Source organism: Roseovarius mucosus (assembly GCF_002080415.1).
Classification (GTDB): Bacteria; Pseudomonadota; Alphaproteobacteria; order Rhodobacterales; family Rhodobacteraceae; genus Roseovarius; species Roseovarius mucosus_A.
This window is the reverse complement of the sequence record NZ_CP020474.1, coordinates 1,029,852-1,049,755: the sequence shown is the minus strand read 5'-3', so window position 1 is coordinate 1,049,755 and position 19,904 is coordinate 1,029,852. Positions and strand designations below refer to the sequence as shown.

Below are 19,904 nucleotides of genomic sequence, written 5' to 3'. Positions count from 1 at the left end.
ACAAATCGACAACAGGGCTGGTGAACCAGCCCGGGACATTGAGGCACATGGTGGTTGGTTCGAGCAGAACAACCCCGAAAGTGGCGGTGATCATGGGCGGCCCCTCAGCGGAGAGGGACGTGTCGCTCTCTTCAGGGCGTGAGTGCGCCGTCGCATTGCGGGAAGCAGGGTTTGAGGTGGTTGAGGTGGATGCCGCGGCCGACCTCTGCACATGTTTACAAGCGATAAAGCCGGACGTGGTATTCAATGCCCTGCATGGGCGTTGGGGCGAGGATGGGTGCGTGCAGGGGATGCTGGAATGGTTGCGCCTGCCTTACACCCATTCGGGCGTGCTGTCCTCAGCACTTGCCATGGACAAGGAACGCACCAAGGCGGCCTATCGCGCGGCTGGTCTGCCGGTGGTCGAGAGTGTGCTCGCGCGGCGTGATGAGGTGCGCACGCGCCATGTCATGCCCCCGCCCTATGTGGTGAAACCATGTAACGAGGGCTCTTCCGTCGGCATCTATCTGGTTGAGGCTGGCGCCAACAATCCACCCGCCCTGTCCGATGACATGCCCGAGGTGGTGATGGTCGAGGCCTATGCGCCGGGGCGCGAATTGACCGCGACGGTTATGGGCGACCGCGCCCTGACCGTGACGGATATTCTGACTGATGGCTGGTATGACTACGACGCCAAATACAAACCTGGTGGGTCGCGCCATGTGGTGCCCGCTGAAATTCCGCAAGAGATTTTTGATGCCTGTCTGGATTATGCGCTGCGGGCGCATACGGTGCTGGGGTGTCGCGGGGTCAGTCGCACAGATTTTCGTTGGGACGCGGCGCGTGGGCGTGATGGGTTGATCCTGTTGGAAACCAACACGCAGCCGGGAATGACCCCCACGTCGCTCGCCCCGGAACAGGCGCAAGCGGTCGGCATTACCTTTCCCGAGTTGTGTCGCTGGATGGTGGAGGATGCGTCATGCAACCGGTAATTCCGCGCGCTGATCCTGCGCCGTCGCGCATGTCCTACCGTCTTCAGCGCCTGATGCTGACGCCGCTCTATCGGCGTCTGATCCGGTTTGGCTTGCCGATACTGGTGGTGGCGGGGATCGCCGGCGGATATCTCAGCAGCGAGACGCGGCGCACCGCCCTTGTCGAGCAGGTTGCCGAAATCCGCCACCAGATCGAAACCCGCCCCGAGTTCATGGTCAACCTTCTGTCAGTCGAAGGGGCGAGCACCAGCGTGCAAGAGGATATCCGCGAGATTTTCCCCTATGACCTGCCCGCGAGCTCGTTTGACCTTGTACTCGATGATATCCGCGTGATGATCGAAGAGCTGCCTGCGGTCGCGCGCGCCGAGGTGCGTATCCGTCAGGGCGGCGTTCTGGTGGCTGAAATCACCGAACGGGTTCCGGTCGCTCTTTGGAAAACGCGTGACGCGCTCAATGTGATCGACATCGAAGGGCAGGTGATCGGCGTGGTCAAAGCCCGCGCCGAGCGTGCTGACCTGCCGGTGGTGGCGGGCGATGGAGCCCCGGATCAGGTGGCTGAAGCGATTGAACTTCTACGGGCGGCTGTTCCGCTTGGCATGGACCTGCGCGGTCTTGTGCGGATGGGAGAGCGGCGGTGGGATCTGGTGATTGCGGATGGCAAACGCATCCTGTTGCCCGAAACTGGGGCGGTGCGCGCTTTGGAGCGTGTGATCGTGCTGCACGGGGCGCAGGACATGCTGGGGCGTGATCTGGCCTCGGTCGACATGCGCATTGCCGCACGCCCGACAATCCGCCTGAACGAGAATGCCATGGAAGACTGGTGGACCATAACACAGATGAGTTTGGGGACGAACTGAACCATGATCGAGCTCTACGAATCCCAACGGGCGATGCGCAACATGCGCAAGGCGGCGATGCAGCGAGGGGTGGTCGCTGTCTTGGATGTGGGCACCTCCAAGATAGCCTGCCTTGTATTGCGCTTTGACGGCACCGAGCGGCTGCACGAGGCCGAAGGCATCGGCCGGATGGCGGGACAAGCTGGCTTTCGGGTGATCGGTGCGGCCACGACACGGTCGCGCGGGGTGCGCTTTGGCGAGATCGACGCCATGGCCGAGACCGAGCGCGCCATTCGCACCGCCGTTCAGGCGGCGCAAAAGATGGCCAACATTCGTGTTGATCACGTCATTGCCTGTTTTTCGGGCGCAGGGCCGCGCAGCTATGGGTTGGCGGGGCAGGTCGAGCTTGAGGGCCATACCGTCAGCGAGCAGGACATCAGCCGCGTTCTGAGCGCCTGTGATGTGCCAGATTTCGGCGAGGGGCGTGAGGTGCTGCATGCGCAGCCGGTCAATTTCGCCTTGGATCACCGCAGTGGATTGATTGATCCGCGTGGGCAGATGGGGCAGGTGCTGGCCACCGATATGCATATGCTGACCGTTGATGGTGCGGCGATCCAGAACCTTGCCTATTGTGTCAAGCGCTGCGATCTGGAACTCGCAGGGGTTGCCAGCTCTGCCTATGTGTCGGGCATTGCCGCTTTGGTCGAGGACGAGCAGGAGTTGGGCGCGGCCTGTATTGATCTGGGTGGCGGCACCTCGGGCGTGTCCATTTTCATGAAGAAGCATATGATCTACGCCGACAGTGTGCGGATGGGTGGCGACCACGTCACCAACGACATTTCCATGGGCCTCCAAGTGCCGCAGGCCACCGCCGAGAGAATTAAGACCTTTTATGGCGGAGTGGTTGCCACTGGAATGGACGACCGCGAGATGATCGATATCGGTGGTGATACCGGCGATTACGAGCATGATCGCCGCCGCGTAAGCCGGGCCGAATTGATCGGCATTATGCGCCCTCGGGTCGAGGAAATTCTCGAAGAGGTGCGCGCACGGCTTGATGCGGCCGGGTTCGATCACCTGCCAAGCCAGCAGATCGTGCTGACCGGCGGCGGTAGCCAGATCCCCGGCCTTGACGGGCTGGCCAGCAAGATATTGGGACAGCAGGTGCGGCTTGGGCGGCCTTTGCGGGTGCATGGTCTGCCGCAAGCGGCAACCGGTGCAGGGTTTGCCAGTGCCGTGGGCATGTGTCTCTTTGCGGCCAATCCGCAAGACGAATGGTGGGATTTCGAGATTCCGGTGGATCGCTATCCGGCGCGGTCGCTCAAGCGGGCAATGAAATGGTTTCGGGACAACTGGTGATCGCAAGATATGGCGTAGTCGGCGAAATCCCGCGAAAAAGGCTGGAAATATGACCATATTTAGTGGTCAAAACGTGTTTTTTAGGTGACGATTGGGCTAACCATCGGTAAGAATGGGCGCAATCAGGCGGAAAACAGCCCGCGAATGTGGGCATCAGGACAGGCGGACAAGCTATGACACTCAACCTCACTATGCCCGGACATGACGAGCTGAAGCCCCGTATCACCGTTTTCGGTGTGGGTGGGGCGGGTGGCAACGCCGTGAACAACATGATCGAAAAGCGTCTCGATGGTGTGGATTTCGTGGTGGCCAACACAGATGCGCAGGCCCTGAGCCAGAGCAACGCAGAAAGCCGCATCCAACTGGGTGTGAAGGTGACAGAGGGTCTGGGTGCAGGCGCACGGGCTTCTGTCGGGGCCGCCGCCGCCGAAGAGAGCATCGAGCAGATCGTTGATCATCTGGCTGGCGCGCACATGTGCTTTATCACTGCGGGCATGGGCGGGGGCACCGGAACTGGTGCTGCACCGATCATCGCGCAGGCCGCGCGGGAATTGGGCGTACTGACGGTGGGTGTTGTCACCAAGCCGTTCCAGTTCGAAGGCGCCAAGCGGATGCGTCAGGCAGAAGAAGGCGTTGAGGCGCTGCAAAAGATGGTCGATACATTGATCATCATCCCCAACCAAAACCTGTTCCGTCTGGCGAACGAAAAGACGACCTTCACTGAAGCGTTCAGCATGGCCGATGACGTGCTCTATCAGGGCGTCAAGGGTGTGACAGACCTGATGGTGCGTCCGGGCCTCATCAACCTCGATTTCGCCGACGTGCGCGCGGTGATGGACGAGATGGGCAAGGCGATGATGGGCACAGGCGAGGATAGCGGCGAAGATCGCGCCATCCAGGCCGCCGAAAAGGCGATTGCCAACCCGCTCTTGGATGAAATCAGCCTGCGGGGCGCCAAAGGTGTGTTGATCAACATCACGGGTGGGCATGACCTCACGCTGTTCGAGTTGGACGAAGCCGCCAACCGTATCCGCGAGGAAGTGGACCCGGATGCAAATATCATCGTGGGCTCGACCCTTGATCCGTCTATGGAAGGCTCGATCCGTGTCAGCGTTGTGGCAACGGGCATCGACGTAAGCCAGGTAGCGGCCGATCTGCCAGTACCGCGCCGCTCGATGGCGCAGCCGCTCAAGCAGCACGTCAGCGCCGAGGCTGCCCCGGTGGCCAAGCCCGAGCCTGCACCGGTCGCCGCGCGTGTGGCAGAGCCGGAGCCGTCGCTCTTTGCCGCGATGGAGACGCAGCGCGCAGCCGCCGAAGATCAGATGGAAGATATTTTCGAAGAGGAAATCGCAGAAGACGATCTTCCGCCGCCTGCCTATCAGCCGCGTGTCGAAGAGTTTGCGCGCAACACCTATGACGATGAAGACGAGCTCGAAGCCTACCTTGCGCCGCGTGCACCGGCCCCCGGCACCCCCTCGCCCGAGGCGCTCCAACGGTTGCAGGCGGCTGTCGGTCGTGCCCCGGTACAGCCTCAACAGCGCCGCCCCGAGCCCGAGGCACGGGCCGCAGAAGAGCGTCCGCGCTTTGGCATCAACTCGCTCATAAACCGCATGACCGGCCATTCTGCAGAGCCAGAACGTGCGCAGCCTGTCGCGCGCCCGAGCCGCCAACAGCCAACCATGGGCGGCGCACAGCCCCAGCAGGCCCCGGCGCGTGCCCATGACGAGGACGAGCAGATCGAAATCCCAGCCTTCCTGCGTCGTCAGGCGAACTGATTATCGTTTCAAGCCAAATGAAAAAGCCGCCCATTTGGGCGGCTTTTTTGTTTCATTTCGGTTTGGTGCGTCTCTTCACATCCGCAGGAGGATCTTGCCGTGGTGTTCGGCGGCCTCCATAAACCGATGCGCTTCTGCCGCCTCGGCCATCGGCAGGATGCGGTGCGTTACCGGGCGCAGCTTCTGAGCAGCGAAGAGGGGCCAAACCGTCTCGTGCAGGGCTTCGGCCACTTGCGTCTTGAAGCCTTCGGGGCGCGAGCGCAGAGTAGAGCCGGTATAGCTCAGGCGTTTGAGCATCACAGGCATCAAATCAATCTCGACCTTTGAGCCCATGTTGAATGCCAATTGGATGATCCGGGCATCGTGCCGCGCGGCTTTGATGTTTCGCGCCACATAATCGCCGCCTATGATATCGAGGATGATGTCGGCCCCGCCAGCCTCGCGAGTGAGAGCGACGAAATCCTCGGTGCGGAAATTGATGGCTCGGTCTGCGCCCAATTCGGTCACAAATTGCGCCGCTGCGTTATCGCCAATCGTCGTCAGCACCGTGAGGCCCATAGCCTTGCCCAATTGAACTGCGGTTGAGCCGATCCCACCTGCTCCGCCATGCACAAGGAAAACGCCGTCCTTGGGCAGATTGTGCCCCAGAAACACATTGCTCCAGACGGTAAAAAAGGTCTCGGGCAGGCCTGCGGCCTCGACCTCGTCCACGCCGTTCGGGATGGGCAGGCAATGGCTCGCGTCGACCGCCACAAATTCGGCGTAGCCCCCGCCGTTGGTCAGGGCGCAGATGCGGTCTCCGGGGTGCCAGTTGGTGACACCCTCGCCACAAGCAACCACTTCGCCAGAAACCTCAAGGCCAAGGAGGTCCGACGCGCCCTTGGGTGGAGGGTAATGCCCGCGTCGCTGCACAAGGTCCGGACCGTTGACGCCAGCGGCGGTGACGCGGATCAGAACCTCGCCTGTGCCGCAGCCGGGCAGGGCGCGCGTGCCGGGGATCAGAACCTCGGGGCCACCGGGGGCGGCCATTTCGATAACGCGCATGGTTTCGGGCAAGGCGCTCATCGGGCAGCCGCCTTTTGCGGTGTCTTGGCGCTCGCGCGTGCTACGGCGGCCACCACGTCATCGGCATGGGTTGCAATCTCGACCCCGGCACCGCGCAGACGCGCGATCTTATCCGCCGCCGTGCCACCGCCCAGAACCGAAAGCGTGCCAGCATGGCCCATCCGCCGCCCGCGCGGCGCATGGCGTCCGACCACAAGGGCAACGACGGGCTTGCCATAGTCCACCGCTTCGAGATAGGCGGCGGCCTCTTCTTCGCCGCGCCCGCCAATCTCGCCGATCATAACGACAGCCTCGGTCTCTGGATCGTCGCGAAATGCCTTAAGACAGTCGACAAAGCCCACGCCATGCAATGTGTCACCCCCAATGCCCACGGTGGTCGATTGTCCAAGCCCCGCCTTGCTACATTGCGCAAGGATTTCCGAGGTAAGCGAGGCCGAACGTGAGGCAATACCGATATGGCCCGGCATTGCATTCACCGTCGGCATGACGCCGATTTTGCATTGGCCCGGCGTCAGGATGCCCTGCGAGTTTGGGCCAATCAATATGGTATCGGTGCCCGCAAGCGCCTGTTTGACGCGGCTCATGTCATGTTGTGGCACGCGCTCTGTCACGCAGACGACTACGCTGACCCCGGCCTCGATCGCCTCGATCATCGCGGGGCCAGCCTGAGGTGCGGGCACGATCACGAGGCTGGCGTTGGCCTGTGTCGCTTCAACCGCCTCGCGCACGGTGTTGAAAAGCGGCAGGCCCAGATGCCGCGCACCGCCCTTGCCGGGGCGCACGCCGCCCACGCAGGTGGTGCCATAGCGCGTCGCCTCATCGGTGTAGAAGGTGCCGGAGCGCCCGGTCATGCCCTGAACAATGAGCCGTGTTTCGGAATTGACAAAGATCGCCATCAGCGTGCCCTCCTCTGGCCTGCCAGCTCTACTACCCGTCTAACCGCAGCCGACAGCGTGTCGCAGCTCTCAACCGGCACTTTGCGTTCGCGCAGGATGCGGTGGCCCCAATCGGCATGTTTCCCCGAGATATAGGCAATCACCGGCAGCTTCCGCGTGGCTTTAGCATAGGCAAAGTTTACGCCTTCGGCTACCGTATCGGCAGAGGTCATTCCGCCGCCGTGAATGGTGAGCAGGATCGCCGATACTCGATCATCGGCGAGAAGTATCTCGACCCCGCGCGCCACATCCATACTGCTCGCGGTCGTGCGGATATCCATGAAGTTTGCAGCCTTGCCGCCAGCGTCTGTGATCATGTCATTGGTAGCAAGGCCAAGCCCCGCGCCATTGGCAACAACGCCAATGTTCCCTTCGAGCCGTACAAGGTTGATATTATGTTTCTGCGCGGCCAACTCATCCGCTGGTGCGGGACGGTCCGCGACCATGGAGGCGAATTCGGGGCGGCGAAAGCCGGCGTTTGGGTCAATCGCAACCTTGGCGTCCACGGCCATCCAGCGACCATCGGTCGTTCGGGCAAAGGGATTGATTTCGATCAGTGTCATGTCGTTTTCGGTAAAGGCGAGGCGGGCGGCAAAGATCGCGTCGACGGCCGCGTCTTGCGCTTCGCTGATCCCGACACCAGTCAGAAAGGTTGCAATCTTGGCGCGCGCCTCGGGGCTATCCGAAGGTAGCGGGCAGCTTTGAGCCGTGTCCTCGTCCATGCGGGCGCGCTGCTCGAATTCCACCCCGCCCGCACCCGAGGCCAAAAGCATGGGCTGCCCCGTTTCCGGATCAAAGGCGATGGCGACGAAACAGCTTTGTGCGATATCAATGGCCGCCTCGATCTGCACGAGGGTTACGGTCTCTCCTGCCGGTCCGGTCTGGTCTGTTACCAGGGTCGATCCAAGTAGGCGGCGCGCCTCGTCAGCCACGGCAGAGGGCGTCGCGGCAAAGCGGATACCCCCAGCAAGCCCGCGCCCACCTGCGCCAATCTGGGCCTTCACCACGTATTTTCGCGCGTCAATTTCCTTGCACAGGCGTTGCGCTTCGTCCGGGCTACGCGCAGGACGCCCGTCGGGGGCAAGCACGCCATATTGCGCGAGCAGCTCTTTAGACTGATATTCGGCGAGAAACATGGGATGTGCCTCCTGTTCGGCTATGGTTCTTGGTATACCAGGTGCCAGATCTAGTCAACGGATGCCATTCCATTCTGGGGACCGGCAGGCGGTTTCGGCCAGGATCTTTCCTCGTGCCGTTCTACAATGCGCTTGCCCTGCTCATTTGGCAATTTCTTGCAAGGTCAACTGTTCTACGGTGCGTTGCAACCCATCAAAGCCATGGCTTGCCCCTTTGACAGGAACATATGCGGCGGGAAGTCCACGCGCCTTGGCGGCGGTGACGAATGCTTCTGAGAATTCAGGGTAGGTATTCGTGTCCTTATCGCCCACGACCGCAAAAATACGAGTGCCACGCGCGATGGAACCGACATAGTCAGAAGGAGAGAGGCTGTTTTTCCAAGCGGATTTGCCACGTTTGGCGCGCCATGCAGGAATGTTGCAGGGGCAGGAGACAAGAATCACGCTGTCTAACAGACCCGGATACAGACCGGCGATCGCCCCAAGTTGCGCGGCCCCGCCTGAATGGCCTACGCCGATTACCTTTGATGCTCCGACGGTTTTTGCAAGATTCTGGATTGTCTGTGCCACCAGTGCATTATTCTGCTTGGTGTAGTGATCGCTGCGCCCGTTGTTGGAGCCGGGGGATTTCTGACCCTTTTCACCCGTGTATCCGGGCCTTATGAGGGCAAAGACACTGGCCCCTTTGCCTTGCTTTGCGACCTGTTCCGCGAAATCATAATGATAGGTGGCTGGCCCGCCCTTGCTGACATCGCCGTGAACCACGACCACGAGAGCGCGGTTGCCTGCGCCAAACATCTGACCGTTCAGAGGCCCGGGGGACTGGGCCATCGCCATATTGGCGAGGCCCAGAACCAATATTGCGATTAGACGGAACAATGAGAGCGGTAGCGGCATGGTGAATTCCCTTCACGTTGTGCATGCGCTCCCATTGTTATCGGTCTTAAGTGATTCAGCCAATCGCCTTGAGCACGGCCTCGCCGAGGCCAGCGGGGCTTTCGGCCACGGTGATGCCGGCGGATTTCATGGCTTCGATCTTGCTCTCGGCGTCGCCTTTGCCGCCCGCGACGATGGCGCCGGCGTGGCCCATGCGGCGGCCCGGCGGGGCGGTGCGGCCAGCGATAAAGCCGGCGACAGGTTTTTTACGCCCGCGTTTGGCCTCGTCTTTCAGGAATTGCGCCGCTTCTTCTTCCGCGCTGCCACCGATTTCACCGATCATGATGATCGACTGCGTTTCGTCATCCGCGAGGAACCATTCCAGGACGTCGATATGCTCGGTGCCCTTGATCGGGTCGCCGCCGATGCCCACGCAAGTCGACTGGCCAAGGCCCACATCCGAGGTCTGCTTGACCGCCTCATAGGTCAGCGTGCCCGAGCGGCTGACCACGCCGACGCTGCCGCGCCGGTGGATATGGCCGGGCATGATGCCGATCTTGCAGGCGTCGGGCGTGATGATGCCGGGGCAGTTCGGGCCGATGAGGCGCGATTTCGACCCTTCAAGCGCGCGCTTGACGCGCATCATGTCCAAAACCGGGATGCCTTCGGTGATGCAGACGATCAGCTCCATCTCGGCATCAATCGCCTCGAGGATACTATCGGCGGCGAAGGGCGGCGGCACGTAGATGACTGAGGCGTTGGCCTCTGTCACATGCTTGGCCTCATGCACCGAGTTGAACACGGGCAGGTCGAGATGCGTCGTGCCACCCTTGCCGGGGGTCACGCCGCCGACCATCTGGGTGCCATAGGCGATGGCCTGTTCAGAGTGGAATGTGCCCTGAGAGCCGGTAAGGCCCTGACAGATCACGCGGGTATGTTTGTCGACGAGGACTGCCATTTTGTTTGGCTCCTGAGTTCTGCGGCGGGGCCGCGTTATGGTATGGTCGGATGATCCGGGGCTCCGCCCGTTCGCGCCTCAAACGCTCCACCGGAGCGTTTGCCGGGGCCAAGGCCCCGGACCGGCGCTCACCCCTTGACGGCCTTAACGATCTTCTGCGCGCCGTCTTTCAGATCATCGGCGGCGATGACGTCGAGGCCGGAGGTGTTGATGATCTCCTTGCCCTTTTCGACATTGGTGCCTTCGAGACGGACCACGAGCGGCACTTTCAGCCCCACCTCTTTGACCGCAGCCACCACGCCCTCGGCGATCACATCGCAGCGCATGATGCCGCCGAAGATATTGACGAGGATGCCCTTCACTTGCGGATCAGAGGTGATGATCTTGAAGGCCTCGGTGACCTTTTCCTTGGTCGCCCCGCCGCCCACGTCGAGGAAATTGGCGGGCTCGGCGCCGTAGAGCTTGATGATATCCATCGTCGCCATCGCCAACCCCGCACCATTGACCATACAGCCAATCTCGCCATCGAGCGCGATGTAGTTGAGGTCGTATTTCGAGGCCTCAAGCTCCTTGGGGTCTTCTTCCGAGGTATCGCGAAGTTCGGCGATATCGGCGTGGCGGTAGATCGCGTTTCCGTCAAAGCCAAGTTTGGCGTCGAGCACCATCAGATTGCCGTCGGTGGTAACGATCAACGGGTTGATCTCGAGCATCTCCATGTCTTTTTCGACAAAGGCACGGTAGAGCAGGCCCATCAAAGATACGCATTGTTTAATCTGACCGCCGGTCAAACCAAGCGCAAAGGCGATGCGTCGTCCATGATAGGGCATGTAGCCGGTGGCGGGATCGACAGCGAAGCTGAGGATTTTCTCAGGCGTTTCTGCGGCGACCTCTTCGATATCCATGCCGCCCTCGGTCGAGCAGACAAAGCTGATGCGGCTGGTCTGGCGGTCGATCAGCAGGGCAAGATAGAGTTCGCGCGCGATGGCCGAGCCGTTTTCGATGTAAATGCGGTTGACTTGTTTGCCCTCAGGTCCGGTCTGATGCGTGACAAGTGTACGGCCCAGCATGCGCTTGGCCTCTTCGGCCGCCTCGTTCACAGACTTGGCAATGCGCACGCCGCCTTTTTCTCCGGCACCCGCCTCTTTGAACTTGCCCTTACCACGGCCACCAGCGTGGATCTGCGCTTTGACCACCCAGACGGGGCCATCGAGCGCGCCAGCGGCGGTCTTGGCCTCTTCGCCGCGCAAGACGACCCGGCCCTCACTGACCGGTGCGCCATAACTGCGCAACAAGGCCTTTGCCTGATATTCATGGATGTTCACGCTCTTCCTCCCTTGGATAATACGACCGCGGCCGTCATTTGATCAGTGGCAACAGTTTCTTGAAGGCCGGTGTTCCAGCCTGGCCCAGCCATTCGAACACGACCATTTCCGTGGTGGCGATACCTGCACCCGCTGCGCTGAGCCGCGCGATGCAAGCATGTTCACTCTCCAACGTGCGTGAGGCGGTGGCATCTGAGACAACAAAAACCTCAAATCCCTCTTCGATCAGGCTTGCGGCGGTTTGCAGCACGCAGACATGCGCCTCCATTCCCGCAAGCACGGCTTGTTTGCGGCCAAGGGCGCGGAAATGCGCTGCAAAATGGGTGTCTTCCATACAGGAAAAATGCATTTTGCTGAGGACGACGGCATCTGGCCCCGGTTTGAGATCCGGGACGGTGCGACCAAGACCTGACGGATACTGCTCGGTCATCACCACGGGTACAGCCATTTCTTGCGCGCAGGCCATGAGAGTGCGCGCATTGCGAATCGTCCGCGCCGGAGCCTGCATGGCGGGGACGAGCCGCTCTTGCATATCAATGATCACAAGCGCGCTGTCGGCGGCACGGATAAGCATGATCGTCCCCCTGATGTCATCCACAAACGTGGTGTTCATTCTTGTGGTATTCCAAATACCACAGATGATTTTGCCCAGCAACCCAGCAATTTTCAGGCGTGATCCGCAGGTTTCAAGCTAAGACAATGCAAGACCCGGTGATGCGGTTTCATTGTAAGATGCGATGCTGCAGTGCGACACGCGCGATGTGATTCGGTGAGAGTGGGCATCCTCTCTAGATTGCAATAAAATTAACAAAAAACAAATATAATCAGATATTTATCACTGCTTCGTTAGGATTGAGCCGTCGTCGATGACCGTTGGGTCCGCACGCCTGAATTCTGCTTGATAAACAAGGCTGTCATGGTCATTTCCGGTGAGTCATGCTGCACCTGCGGCGACGAATCTTGGAAAAATGATTTGCCCGACCTGATATGCTGGTCTATGGTATACCACAGAAATGAGCATGGCCGCCTAAGGGCGCGGGCGCATTGGAGGGATAACATGAAGCTACGCCCGATCGCGTCGAAATTCACGCTCAAGGATCATGTTTACGACCGTCTGCGCGAGGCGATCCTAGAGATGGATATCTACGATCAGAACGCAGAACTGCGGTTGGACGAGCGTTCGTTGGCGGAGCAACTGAATATTTCGCGCACCCCGCTACGGGACGCGATTGCGCGGCTTGAGTCTGATGGGCTGGTGACGGTGGTCCCGCGCAAAGGTGTGTTTGTTCAGCGCAAGAGTCTGGAAGAGATCCTGGAGATGATCGTGGCCTGGGCGGCGCTTGAGAGTATGGCGGCACGGCTTGCGGTTGATAATGCGAGTGACACAGAGATTGCGACACTGCGCAAGATCGCCTCGAAATACAATGACGAGCTCTCCGCGACGCGGATCGCTGAATATTCTGACGACAACCTAAAGTTCCACATGCACATCTTGGAAATTTCGCATTGTGGCCTGCTCAAGACTATGGCGGAGGGGCTGTTTCTGCACATCCAAGCGGTGCGGCTTCGGTCTATGTGGGAGGGTGATCGCGTCAAGCGATCGGTTGTCGATCATGCTGAAATCATCGAGGCGTTGGAGCGTCGCGATGCCGAGGAGGCCGCTGAACGGGTGCGGGAGCATACGATGCAGTTGCATCAGCACCTTCGCAGAACTTGGGGCCGGCTGGAATTAACCCGCAACGCTGCGGCGAACACGGGCTGAACATCATCCTCACACCCGGCAGCATAGACGGGGTGAGACAGATTTGAAACGGGAGGGAAACCATGGCAGTCGCCAGCGCACACGTAGCACATAGCAAGGCACCTGAAGGGGATATCGAAAATCTCACAGATGGGTTTCACCTGCTGATTGATGCACTCAAACTCAACGGGATTGAGACGATCTATAACGTCCCCGGCATCCCGATCACCGACCTTGGCCGCTATGCGCAGGCACAGGGAATGCGGGTGATTTCCTTTCGGCATGAGCAGCATGCGGGCTATGCCGCGTCGGTTGCGGGGTTCCTCACGAAGATGCCCGGCGTATGCATGACAGTGTCTGCCCCCGGTTTCATGAACGGGCTGACCGCTCTTGCGAATGCGACCACGAATTGCTGGCCGATGATCCTGATTTCCGGCTCGTCCGAGCGCGAGATCGTGGACCTTGCCCAAGGCGATTACGAGGAAATGGACCAATTGGCCATGGCGCGGCCGTTTTGCAAGGCGTCCTATCGCCTGACATACGCACAGGACATCGGCATTGCTGTGGCCCGTGCCATTCGTTCGGCCATTTCCGGTCGGCCCGGTGGGGTCTATCTCGACATTCCCGGCGCGATGCTGGGGCAGGTGATGGATGCGGCTGAGGGCGCGCGCTCGCTTGTCAAGGTGATCGAGCCTGCGCAGCGGCAAATCCCGGCGAAATCCGCAATTGATCGCGCCATCGAAGTGATGAAGACCGCGAAGCGCCCGCTGATCGTGCTGGGCAAGGGCGCGGCTTATGATCAGTGTGATGATCTGATCCGCGAGCTTGTTGAAAAGTCTGGCTATCCCTTCCTGCCGATGTCGATGGCCAAGGGTCTGTTGCCTGACACCCATCCGCAATGTGCCGCGGCGGCGCGTTCGATGGTGCTCAAAGATTCTGATGTGGTCATCATGATGGGCGCGCGGATCAACTGGCTGCTCAGCCACGGTAAGGGCAAGCAGTGGGGCGAACCGGGGGCCAAACGCTTTGTCCAGATGGATATCGAGGCCGAAGAGATGGACTCGAACGTCGAGATTGCAGCCCCCATCGTGGGGGATGTCGGATCGTGCTGTGAGGCGCTGCTCAAGGCAATGGATGGGGCTGGGATCGCCCCGCCGAAAGAGTGGCTTGATGCGGTAAACTCCAAGGCCACGGCCAATATGGAGAAAATGGACGCACGTCTGCGCAACAACAATGATCCGATGGATTATCACGGCGCGCTCGGGGTGATCAAAGACGCGATCAACGACAATCCCGATACGATCCTTGTCAACGAGGGGGCCAATACGCTCGATATGTGTCGCTCTATCGTCAACATCCACAAGCCGCGTCACCGGATCGACGTGGGCACCTGGGGTGTGATGGGGATTGGCTTGGGTTCGGCCATTGCGGCCGCCATCGAGACCGGCAAGCGTGTGCTTGCGGTTGAGGGCGACAGTGCCTTTGGCTTCTGCGGAATGGAGATCGAAACGGTCTGCCGCTACAACCTGCCGATTTGCACGGTCGTGTTCAACAATGACGGTATCTATCGCGGCGATGGCGAAAATTGGGGCGGCGGCGATGATCCGGCGACCACGGTTTTTGTCAAAGGATCGCGCTATGACCTGATGATCGAGGCTTTCGGTGGCGTCGGTGTCATCGCGCGCTCGCCGGATGAACTGCGCAAGGCGGTTTATGAGGCGCTCGACAGTGGCAAGCCGACGCTGATCAATGCAATCATTGACCCGGCAGCGGGCAAGGAAAGCGGCAATATCGGCAATCTCAACCCGCAATCTGTGGTGGCGCAACGCCTCTATCCGCAGGCGCGTAAAGACTGAATGAAAACGAAACTGGGGCGTGGGCACTAGGCCCACGTGACTCAGAAGATGGAGAACTCAATGAAAGCTCTTGAAGGCGTCAAGATCCTCGACTTTACCCATGTGCAATCAGGCCCGACCTGCACGCAATTGTTGGCATGGTTCGGCGCGGATGTGATCAAGGTCGAGCGCCCCGGTGTTGGTGATGCCACGCGCAAGCAGCTCGTGGACGTGCCGGGGGCGGATAGCCTCTATTTCACAATGCTCAACCACAATAAGCGCTCGATCGAGCTCAACCCCAAGAATGAGGCAGGTAAAGAGGTGTTGACGCGCCTTGTCGAGACTTGCGACGTGCTGGTTGAGAATTTCGCGCCGGGTGCTCTTGACCGTATGGGCTTTAGCTGGGAGCGGATTCAGGAAATCAATCCGCGGATCATCATGGCCTCGGTCAAAGGGTTTGGCCCCGGCAAATACGAGGATTGCAAGGTCTACGAAAACGTCGCGCAATGCGCAGGCGGTGCGGCCTCGACCACTGGCTTCCTCGATGGTCCGCCGCTTGTGACCGGCGCACAGATTGGCGACAGTGGCACCGGCCTGCATCTGGCACTTGGCATCGTGACCGCGCTTTATCAGCGCGAGCGTTCGGGTCGGGGGCAAAAGGTGCTGGCGCCGATGCAGGACGGGGTGATCAACCTCTGCCGCGTCAAGCTGCGCGATCAACAGCGCCTCTCTGTTGGTCCCCTGACCGAGTATTCGCAATATGGCGCAGGTATCCCGTTTGGCGACTCGACGCCGCGCGCGGGCAACGATTCAGGCGGTGGTCAGCCGGGCCGCATCCTGAAATGTAAAGGATGGGAGACCGATCCCAACGCCTATACCTATTTCATCACTCAGGCGGCTGTCTGGGAAAAGGTCTGCGACGTGATCGGCGAGCCTGATTGGAAAGATGCGCCCGGTTATGCCACACCGGCCGAGCGGCTGGACAAGCTGGATGCGATTTTTGCGCGCATTGAAGAATGGACCATGACCAAGACGAAGTTCGAGGTGATGGACATCTGCAACCCGCATGACATCCCCGTGGGTCCGATCCTGTCGACCAAGGAAATCATGGAGGATGAGGGCCTGCGCAAGACCGGCACCATCGTCGAGGTCGATCACCCGACGCGGGGCCGCTACACCAGCGTCGGTTGCCCGATCAAGCTGAGCGATAGCCCGGTCGAGGTTACGCGGTCGCCCCTTCTTGGGGAACATACGGCGGAAATCCTGAAGGATGTGCTGGGCTATTCCGGCGAGGATCTGGCGCGGATCATGGAGTCCGGTGCCGTTGGCACAGCCAAGCAGGCTGCAGAATAACGAATAGGTGTCGGTAAGGCCGGCGTAGACCGGCCAACCGCACAAACGGGAGGAGCGAATGCGACTTATAGTGATGGGGCAACAGGCCTTTGGCAAAGATGTGCTGGCCAAATTGCTCGACACCGGGACAGACGAAGTTGTCGCGGTCTATTGCGAACCTGATCGGGATGGAAAACCTGTCGATCCGATCAAGGAGCTTGCGCTGGAAAAGGGCCTGCCGGTCCACCAGCCTGCCAATTTCGATGATCCTGCCTCGCTTGAGGTGTTGGCGGGGCATAAGGCGGACCTGATGGTCATGGCCTTTGTGAATGTCTTTGTCCCTGAGGCTGCGCGCGATACGCCGACCCATGGCTCGATCTGCTTTCACCCCTCTTTGTTGCCGCTGCATCGTGGGCCGTCTGCCGTCAACTGGCCCATCATCATGGGGTCCACCAAGTCTGGCTATTCGTGGTTCTACCCGTCGGATGGGTTGGACGAGGGCGACAGCCTTTTGCAGTGGGAATGCGAGATCGGGCCCGATGACACGGTGATCGACCTCTATTTCAAAAAGATCTATCCGCATGCTGTCGACAGCGTGCTGACGGTCTGTGATCTCTTTCGGGCAGGTAATCCGCCGCGCATCGTGCCCGACGAAGATCAGGCCACGTACGAGCGCCGCTGCACGCGCACCCATGCGCGGATCGAATGGCATCGACCGGTCAAACAGGTCTATGACCTCATCCGGGGAACCAATCCGGCCCCCGGGGCCTGGACCACGCTGAATGGCGCAGAGGTTGATGTTTACGACTGCGCGATCGTGGCGGGGGACGGGATTTCGGGCCGCGTGCGTGACGTGTCTGATGCAGGCGTTGCGGTGCAATGCGTGGGCGGGCGTATCCTGATCAAGCGGGTGCGACCGGCAGGCGGAGCCAAAATGCCCGCAAGTGATTGGGCGGCTTCGGTCGGGCTTGCACCGGGGGCCACCCTCGGAAGCTGATTTCGACACCAGAGCAATGGGAGCGCATCATGGCTGATTTAGACCATTCCCACGCCACCACAGGAGGGCCGAGGCAGATTGCCGATAGCCCTACGGGTCAAGGTCTGACAGGCTGCACCATCGTGACCGCGCCGATTTCGGGCGATATGCCTTTGGCGCGGTTCCTATCCACCAACGCCGCAGGCGTTCCCAACGGGTTCTATTGATCATGGGCAAGAGCACACTTCACACCATCATGATGCCGGTTCGCGAAGACGGGCGGGGGCCGATCCTGTTTGCCCATGCCGCAGCCCTCGCCAAGCGCTATGACGCCCATGTGCGGGTGGTCCATTGTCACCCTAAGGCCGAAGATATGATGCCCTATGGCGTGGTTATCCCCGCGTTCCTGCGAAAGCAGTTGGAAGAAGCCAGCCAGAAACGGGCGGATTACGAGCAAGGCTATATGCGCGACAAGTTTCTTGAGGATGCCAAGCGTCACGGCATCAGCGTAGAGCCGCGCGCCATCGGCAAGGCCACGGCTGCCTTTCGCGAATACGAGGGCAAGCAAGTCGAGGTGGTGCGCCACTACGGACGTCTGGCCGATCTAATCTGTGTGGCGAAGCCGAGCCAAGAAGAGAACCTTGGGTATAACACATTGAAATCGGCACTCTTCACGTCTGGGCGCCCAGTTCTTGTGTGCCCCGAAACCGAGGTAGTGGCCCCGGATATCGGCAGCCATGTGGCGATTGGCTGGAACGGCTCACTCGAGGCCTCGCGGGCGGTGGCCATGGCGATGCCTCTCATCGAGGGCGCGGACCAGGTGACGATCCTGACCGGAGGCCGAATCGATCACACCGCCACGCCCGAGGAATTCCGCCATTATCTCGCGCAGCGGGGGATAACATCGCAGATTAACACCTTTGAGCGCAGCGGAAACGTTGGCCGGACGCTTTTGGAAAAATGCACCGAAGTTGGGGCAAACATGCTGATCATGGGTGCCTATCATGAGAGTTATGAGCGGGAGTCGCTCTTGGGCGGCAATTCCGCAACGATTGTCGCGGAAGCGAAAATCCCCGTCGTCATGGTGCATTGAGGCCGCGAGCAAGCGGGTCGGAAAAGTTCTGGACAGAAAAGGGAGGACGACAGCAAACTAAAATCTGGTTCGGATAAGCCCCAAAAAACATGGCCGAGGAGGGTCAAGGGCATGTCAGAACCTCTAACGCATCTGGCCAAACAAACAGGCCATCAACGGGAGGAAGACATGAATATTCTAAAGACGTTAGCAGTCGGCATCGCCGCGCTCGGGCTCTCTGCCCCAGCCGCCATGGCCGAATGGCAGCCGCGCAAGCCCATCGACTTTGTCATCATGGCGGGTCCGGGTGGTGGTGCAGACCAGATCGCCCGCTTTATTCAGTCTGTGGCTGAAAAGAAGGACATGACAAACCGTCCGCTCATCCCCAACAACAAGGGTGGCGGTTCTGGTGCAGAGTCGCTGATCTGGCTCAATTCTACCAACGATCCGGATCACACAATTCTGGTGACGCTGAACTCGTTCTTCTCTACGCCGATCCGTCAGCCAGAGCTGGGCATCGACATCCAGACCTTTACGCCGATTGCGATGATGGGCGTTGATCCTTTCGCCCTCTGGGTCCACAAGGACAGCGGCATCGAGACCTTCGAGCAGTGGCTTGATGCGGTCAAGGCGGCGGATGGCGAGTATGTCACTGGCGGCACCGGAACGGGGCAGGAAGACAGCATCGTTTTCGCCTACATGAACAACGCGTTTGACCTCAAGACGAAGTATATTCCCTTCGACGGTGGTGGCGCGGTTGCGGCGGCCCTTGCAGGCAAGCAGATCATGGCGACTGTGAACAACCCGGCTGAAGCGCGCGGTTTCTTCCAGTCGGGCGATGTACGTCCGCTTCTGGTGTTTTCGGACGAGCAGATGAGCGCCTATCCGGGCATTCCGACGCTCAAGGAAAAAGGCCAAGACTTCAGCTACTACAACCAGCGGGCCGTCGTGGGCGCGCCGGGGATGTCGGACGAGGCTGCAGCCTATTACCAAAAGCTGTTTGAGGACATCTTCAACTCGGAAGAGTGGCAGGGTTACCTGGAAGCTGAATCTCTCTCGCCGCTGTGGATGAACGCCGACGAGCAGCGTGCATACTGGCAGTTGCAGGTGGAAAACCACACCAAGCTGCTTGAAGGCATGAAGTGATCTGAACCGAAACTGAAAACAAGGAGGGCTGGCCATGCGGGTTGGCGAACTAGTGACGGCGGGCGTGCTGGCCCTCCTCTCCATCTATCTGATGTACAAGTCATCGGCGAACGGGATCGGCTTTGTTGCCGGAACCGGACCACAGGGCGGCTTCTGGCCATTCTGGCTGTCGCTTGGCATGCTGATCTCGACCGGTTTTATCGCCCTGAACTGGGTGCGGGGCACGTCTCCGCAATCCCAGTCGGACGAACCGGTTCTCGACTCTTACGGGCTCAAGACATTGTTGCTCGTAGGGGGCGGTATCATAGGCTTTGTTGCCCTGATCGACATTGTGTCGATGTATGGCGCGGTTGCGATCTTCATGATTTACTACCTCAAAGTCCTCGGCCGACATGGCTGGTTTCTGACCAGCATGATGGTCGTGATGTTCCCGCTCGGACTGTTCTTCTTCTTCGAAGGGCTGATGCAAATCTCGATGCCAACAGGCATGGGATTCACCGAGCCGGTGTTCAATGTCCTCTACGAAATCATCTACTGAGCCGGTCACGGCCTAGCTGACAAAAAGGGCG

At 60.0% G+C, this 19,904-nt stretch carries 19 protein-coding genes; 12 read left to right on the top strand and 7 right to left on the bottom strand.

The features are described 5' to 3' along the window. Positions 1-47 precede the first annotated feature (47 nt). The 4 genes from ROSMUCSMR3_RS05075 to ftsZ all read left to right on the top strand — a co-directional run bounded on the left by ROSMUCSMR3_RS05075 (position 48) and on the right by ftsZ (position 4,941). Positions 48-971, top strand: a complete 924-nt coding sequence (locus ROSMUCSMR3_RS05075) for a D-alanine--D-alanine ligase (RefSeq protein ID WP_198385578.1) — start codon at positions 48-50, stop codon at positions 969-971. Then, complete coding sequence (locus tag ROSMUCSMR3_RS05070; RefSeq protein ID WP_081506641.1) at positions 959-1,828, top strand: cell division protein FtsQ/DivIB; 870 nt, start codon at positions 959-961, stop codon at positions 1,826-1,828. Before ROSMUCSMR3_RS05075 ends, ROSMUCSMR3_RS05070 begins: the two co-directional genes overlap by 13 nt. A 3-nt stretch (positions 1,829-1,831) precedes the next feature. Next, positions 1,832-3,166, top strand: coding sequence for a cell division protein FtsA (ftsA, locus tag ROSMUCSMR3_RS05065; protein ID WP_008280514.1), 1,335 nt, complete (start codon positions 1,832-1,834; stop codon positions 3,164-3,166). A gap of 173 nt (positions 3,167-3,339) precedes the next feature. After that, positions 3,340-4,941, top strand: a complete 1,602-nt coding sequence (gene ftsZ, locus ROSMUCSMR3_RS05060) for a cell division protein FtsZ (RefSeq protein ID WP_037297441.1) — start codon at positions 3,340-3,342, stop codon at positions 4,939-4,941. Between the two features lie 75 nt (positions 4,942-5,016). On the opposite strand, the gene ROSMUCSMR3_RS05055 is transcribed toward ftsZ, so the two are convergent. From ROSMUCSMR3_RS05055 to ROSMUCSMR3_RS05025, 7 genes are all read right to left on the bottom strand, one after another. Further along, positions 5,017-6,006, bottom strand: coding sequence for an NAD(P)H-quinone oxidoreductase (locus ROSMUCSMR3_RS05055; protein ID WP_081506640.1), 990 nt, complete (start codon positions 6,004-6,006; stop codon positions 5,017-5,019). Continuing rightward, a complete protein-coding gene (sucD, locus tag ROSMUCSMR3_RS05050) occupies positions 6,003-6,902 on the bottom strand; it encodes a succinate--CoA ligase subunit alpha (protein WP_081506639.1) in 900 nt (299 codons plus the stop codon). The genes ROSMUCSMR3_RS05055 and sucD (ROSMUCSMR3_RS05050) overlap by 4 nt, the downstream gene beginning before the upstream one ends. Further along, positions 6,902-8,077 carry a succinate--CoA ligase subunit beta gene (locus tag ROSMUCSMR3_RS05045; protein ID WP_081506638.1) on the bottom strand — a complete coding sequence of 392 codons (1,176 nt, stop codon included), beginning with the start codon at positions 8,075-8,077 and terminating at the stop codon, positions 6,902-6,904. The genes sucD (ROSMUCSMR3_RS05050) and ROSMUCSMR3_RS05045 overlap by 1 nt, the downstream gene beginning before the upstream one ends. 141 nt (positions 8,078-8,218) lie before the next feature. Then, positions 8,219-8,875 (bottom strand): alpha/beta hydrolase family protein, encoded by a 657-nt coding sequence (locus ROSMUCSMR3_RS05040; protein ID WP_157667267.1) that lies wholly within the window; start codon positions 8,873-8,875, stop codon positions 8,219-8,221. A 154-nt stretch (positions 8,876-9,029) separates the two neighbouring features. Then, positions 9,030-9,911 (bottom strand): succinate--CoA ligase subunit alpha, encoded by an 882-nt coding sequence (sucD, locus tag ROSMUCSMR3_RS05035; protein WP_008279485.1) that lies wholly within the window; start codon positions 9,909-9,911, stop codon positions 9,030-9,032. A 128-nt stretch (positions 9,912-10,039) separates the two neighbouring features. Continuing rightward, positions 10,040-11,233, bottom strand: coding sequence for an ADP-forming succinate--CoA ligase subunit beta (sucC, locus tag ROSMUCSMR3_RS05030; protein ID WP_008280506.1), 1,194 nt, complete (start codon positions 11,231-11,233; stop codon positions 10,040-10,042). Positions 11,234-11,267: 34 nt separating this feature from the next. Then, a complete protein-coding gene (locus ROSMUCSMR3_RS05025; protein WP_008280505.1) occupies positions 11,268-11,846 on the bottom strand; it encodes a hydrolase in 579 nt (192 codons plus the stop codon). Between the two features lie 444 nt (positions 11,847-12,290). Between ROSMUCSMR3_RS05025 and ROSMUCSMR3_RS05020 the strand changes: the two genes are divergently transcribed. The 8 genes from ROSMUCSMR3_RS05020 to ROSMUCSMR3_RS04990 all read left to right on the top strand — a co-directional run bounded on the left by ROSMUCSMR3_RS05020 (position 12,291) and on the right by ROSMUCSMR3_RS04990 (position 19,873). Further along, the gene (locus tag ROSMUCSMR3_RS05020) at positions 12,291-12,995 is read left to right on the top strand and encodes a GntR family transcriptional regulator (RefSeq protein WP_081506636.1); all 705 of its coding nucleotides are present in this window, start codon (positions 12,291-12,293) and stop codon (positions 12,993-12,995) included. 62 nt (positions 12,996-13,057) lie between these two features. Further along, complete coding sequence (oxc, locus tag ROSMUCSMR3_RS05015; RefSeq protein ID WP_008280503.1) at positions 13,058-14,830, top strand: oxalyl-CoA decarboxylase; 1,773 nt, start codon at positions 13,058-13,060, stop codon at positions 14,828-14,830. A gap of 60 nt (positions 14,831-14,890) precedes the next feature. After that, positions 14,891-16,162: a formyl-CoA transferase gene (frc, locus tag ROSMUCSMR3_RS05010; protein ID WP_008280502.1), complete on the top strand. Its 1,272-nt coding sequence runs from the start codon at positions 14,891-14,893 to the stop codon at positions 16,160-16,162. 58 nt (positions 16,163-16,220) lie between these two features. Then, positions 16,221-17,138, top strand: a complete 918-nt coding sequence (locus ROSMUCSMR3_RS05005; RefSeq protein ID WP_232279177.1) for a methionyl-tRNA formyltransferase — start codon at positions 16,221-16,223, stop codon at positions 17,136-17,138. Positions 17,139-17,167: 29 nt separating this feature from the next. Continuing rightward, on the top strand, positions 17,168-17,344 hold the full coding sequence (locus ROSMUCSMR3_RS21075; protein ID WP_157667266.1) for a hypothetical protein: 177 nt from the start codon (positions 17,168-17,170) through the stop codon (positions 17,342-17,344). A gap of 2 nt (positions 17,345-17,346) precedes the next feature. Beyond that, positions 17,347-18,210, top strand: a complete 864-nt coding sequence (locus ROSMUCSMR3_RS05000) for a universal stress protein (RefSeq protein ID WP_008280500.1) — start codon at positions 17,347-17,349, stop codon at positions 18,208-18,210. A gap of 168 nt (positions 18,211-18,378) precedes the next feature. After that, positions 18,379-19,335 (top strand): Bug family tripartite tricarboxylate transporter substrate binding protein, encoded by a 957-nt coding sequence (locus ROSMUCSMR3_RS04995; RefSeq protein WP_037297528.1) that lies wholly within the window; start codon positions 18,379-18,381, stop codon positions 19,333-19,335. A gap of 34 nt (positions 19,336-19,369) precedes the next feature. Next, on the top strand, positions 19,370-19,873 hold the full coding sequence (locus ROSMUCSMR3_RS04990) for a tripartite tricarboxylate transporter TctB family protein (RefSeq protein WP_008280498.1): 504 nt from the start codon (positions 19,370-19,372) through the stop codon (positions 19,871-19,873). The last annotated feature ends 31 nt before the right edge of the window (positions 19,874-19,904 follow it).

Bases quoted from the DNA above. Each gene is read 5' to 3' on its own strand.
- ftsA (WP_008280514.1), top strand. From the start codon at position 1,832: ATGATCGAGCTCTACGAATCCCAACGGGCGATGCGCAACATGCGCAAG.
- ROSMUCSMR3_RS05025 (WP_008280505.1), bottom strand. From the start codon at position 11,846: ATGAACACCACGTTTGTGGATGACATCAGGGGGACGATCATGCTTATC.
- ROSMUCSMR3_RS05045 (WP_081506638.1), bottom strand. From the start codon at position 8,077: ATGTTTCTCGCCGAATATCAGTCTAAAGAGCTGCTCGCGCAATATGGC.
- ROSMUCSMR3_RS05020 (WP_081506636.1), top strand. From the start codon at position 12,291: ATGAAGCTACGCCCGATCGCGTCGAAATTCACGCTCAAGGATCATGTT.
- ROSMUCSMR3_RS05070 (WP_081506641.1), top strand. From the start codon at position 959: ATGCAACCGGTAATTCCGCGCGCTGATCCTGCGCCGTCGCGCATGTCC.
- frc (WP_008280502.1), top strand. From the start codon at position 14,891: ATGAAAGCTCTTGAAGGCGTCAAGATCCTCGACTTTACCCATGTGCAA.
- ROSMUCSMR3_RS05040 (WP_157667267.1), bottom strand. From the start codon at position 8,875: ATGTTTGGCGCAGGCAACCGCGCTCTCGTGGTCGTGGTTCACGGCGAT.
- ROSMUCSMR3_RS05075 (WP_198385578.1), top strand. From the start codon at position 48: ATGGTGGTTGGTTCGAGCAGAACAACCCCGAAAGTGGCGGTGATCATG.
- ROSMUCSMR3_RS04990 (WP_008280498.1), top strand. From the start codon at position 19,370: ATGCGGGTTGGCGAACTAGTGACGGCGGGCGTGCTGGCCCTCCTCTCC.
- ROSMUCSMR3_RS04995 (WP_037297528.1), top strand. From the start codon at position 18,379: ATGAATATTCTAAAGACGTTAGCAGTCGGCATCGCCGCGCTCGGGCTC.
- ROSMUCSMR3_RS05005 (WP_232279177.1), top strand. From the start codon at position 16,221: ATGCGACTTATAGTGATGGGGCAACAGGCCTTTGGCAAAGATGTGCTG.
- oxc (WP_008280503.1), top strand. From the start codon at position 13,058: ATGGCAGTCGCCAGCGCACACGTAGCACATAGCAAGGCACCTGAAGGG.
- ROSMUCSMR3_RS05055 (WP_081506640.1), bottom strand. From the start codon at position 6,006: ATGAGCGCCTTGCCCGAAACCATGCGCGTTATCGAAATGGCCGCCCCC.
- ROSMUCSMR3_RS05000 (WP_008280500.1), top strand. From the start codon at position 17,347: ATGGGCAAGAGCACACTTCACACCATCATGATGCCGGTTCGCGAAGAC.
- ROSMUCSMR3_RS21075 (WP_157667266.1), top strand. From the start codon at position 17,168: ATGGCTGATTTAGACCATTCCCACGCCACCACAGGAGGGCCGAGGCAG.
- sucD (WP_008279485.1), bottom strand. From the start codon at position 9,911: ATGGCAGTCCTCGTCGACAAACATACCCGCGTGATCTGTCAGGGCCTT.
- sucD (WP_081506639.1), bottom strand. From the start codon at position 6,902: ATGGCGATCTTTGTCAATTCCGAAACACGGCTCATTGTTCAGGGCATG.
- ftsZ (WP_037297441.1), top strand. From the start codon at position 3,340: ATGACACTCAACCTCACTATGCCCGGACATGACGAGCTGAAGCCCCGT.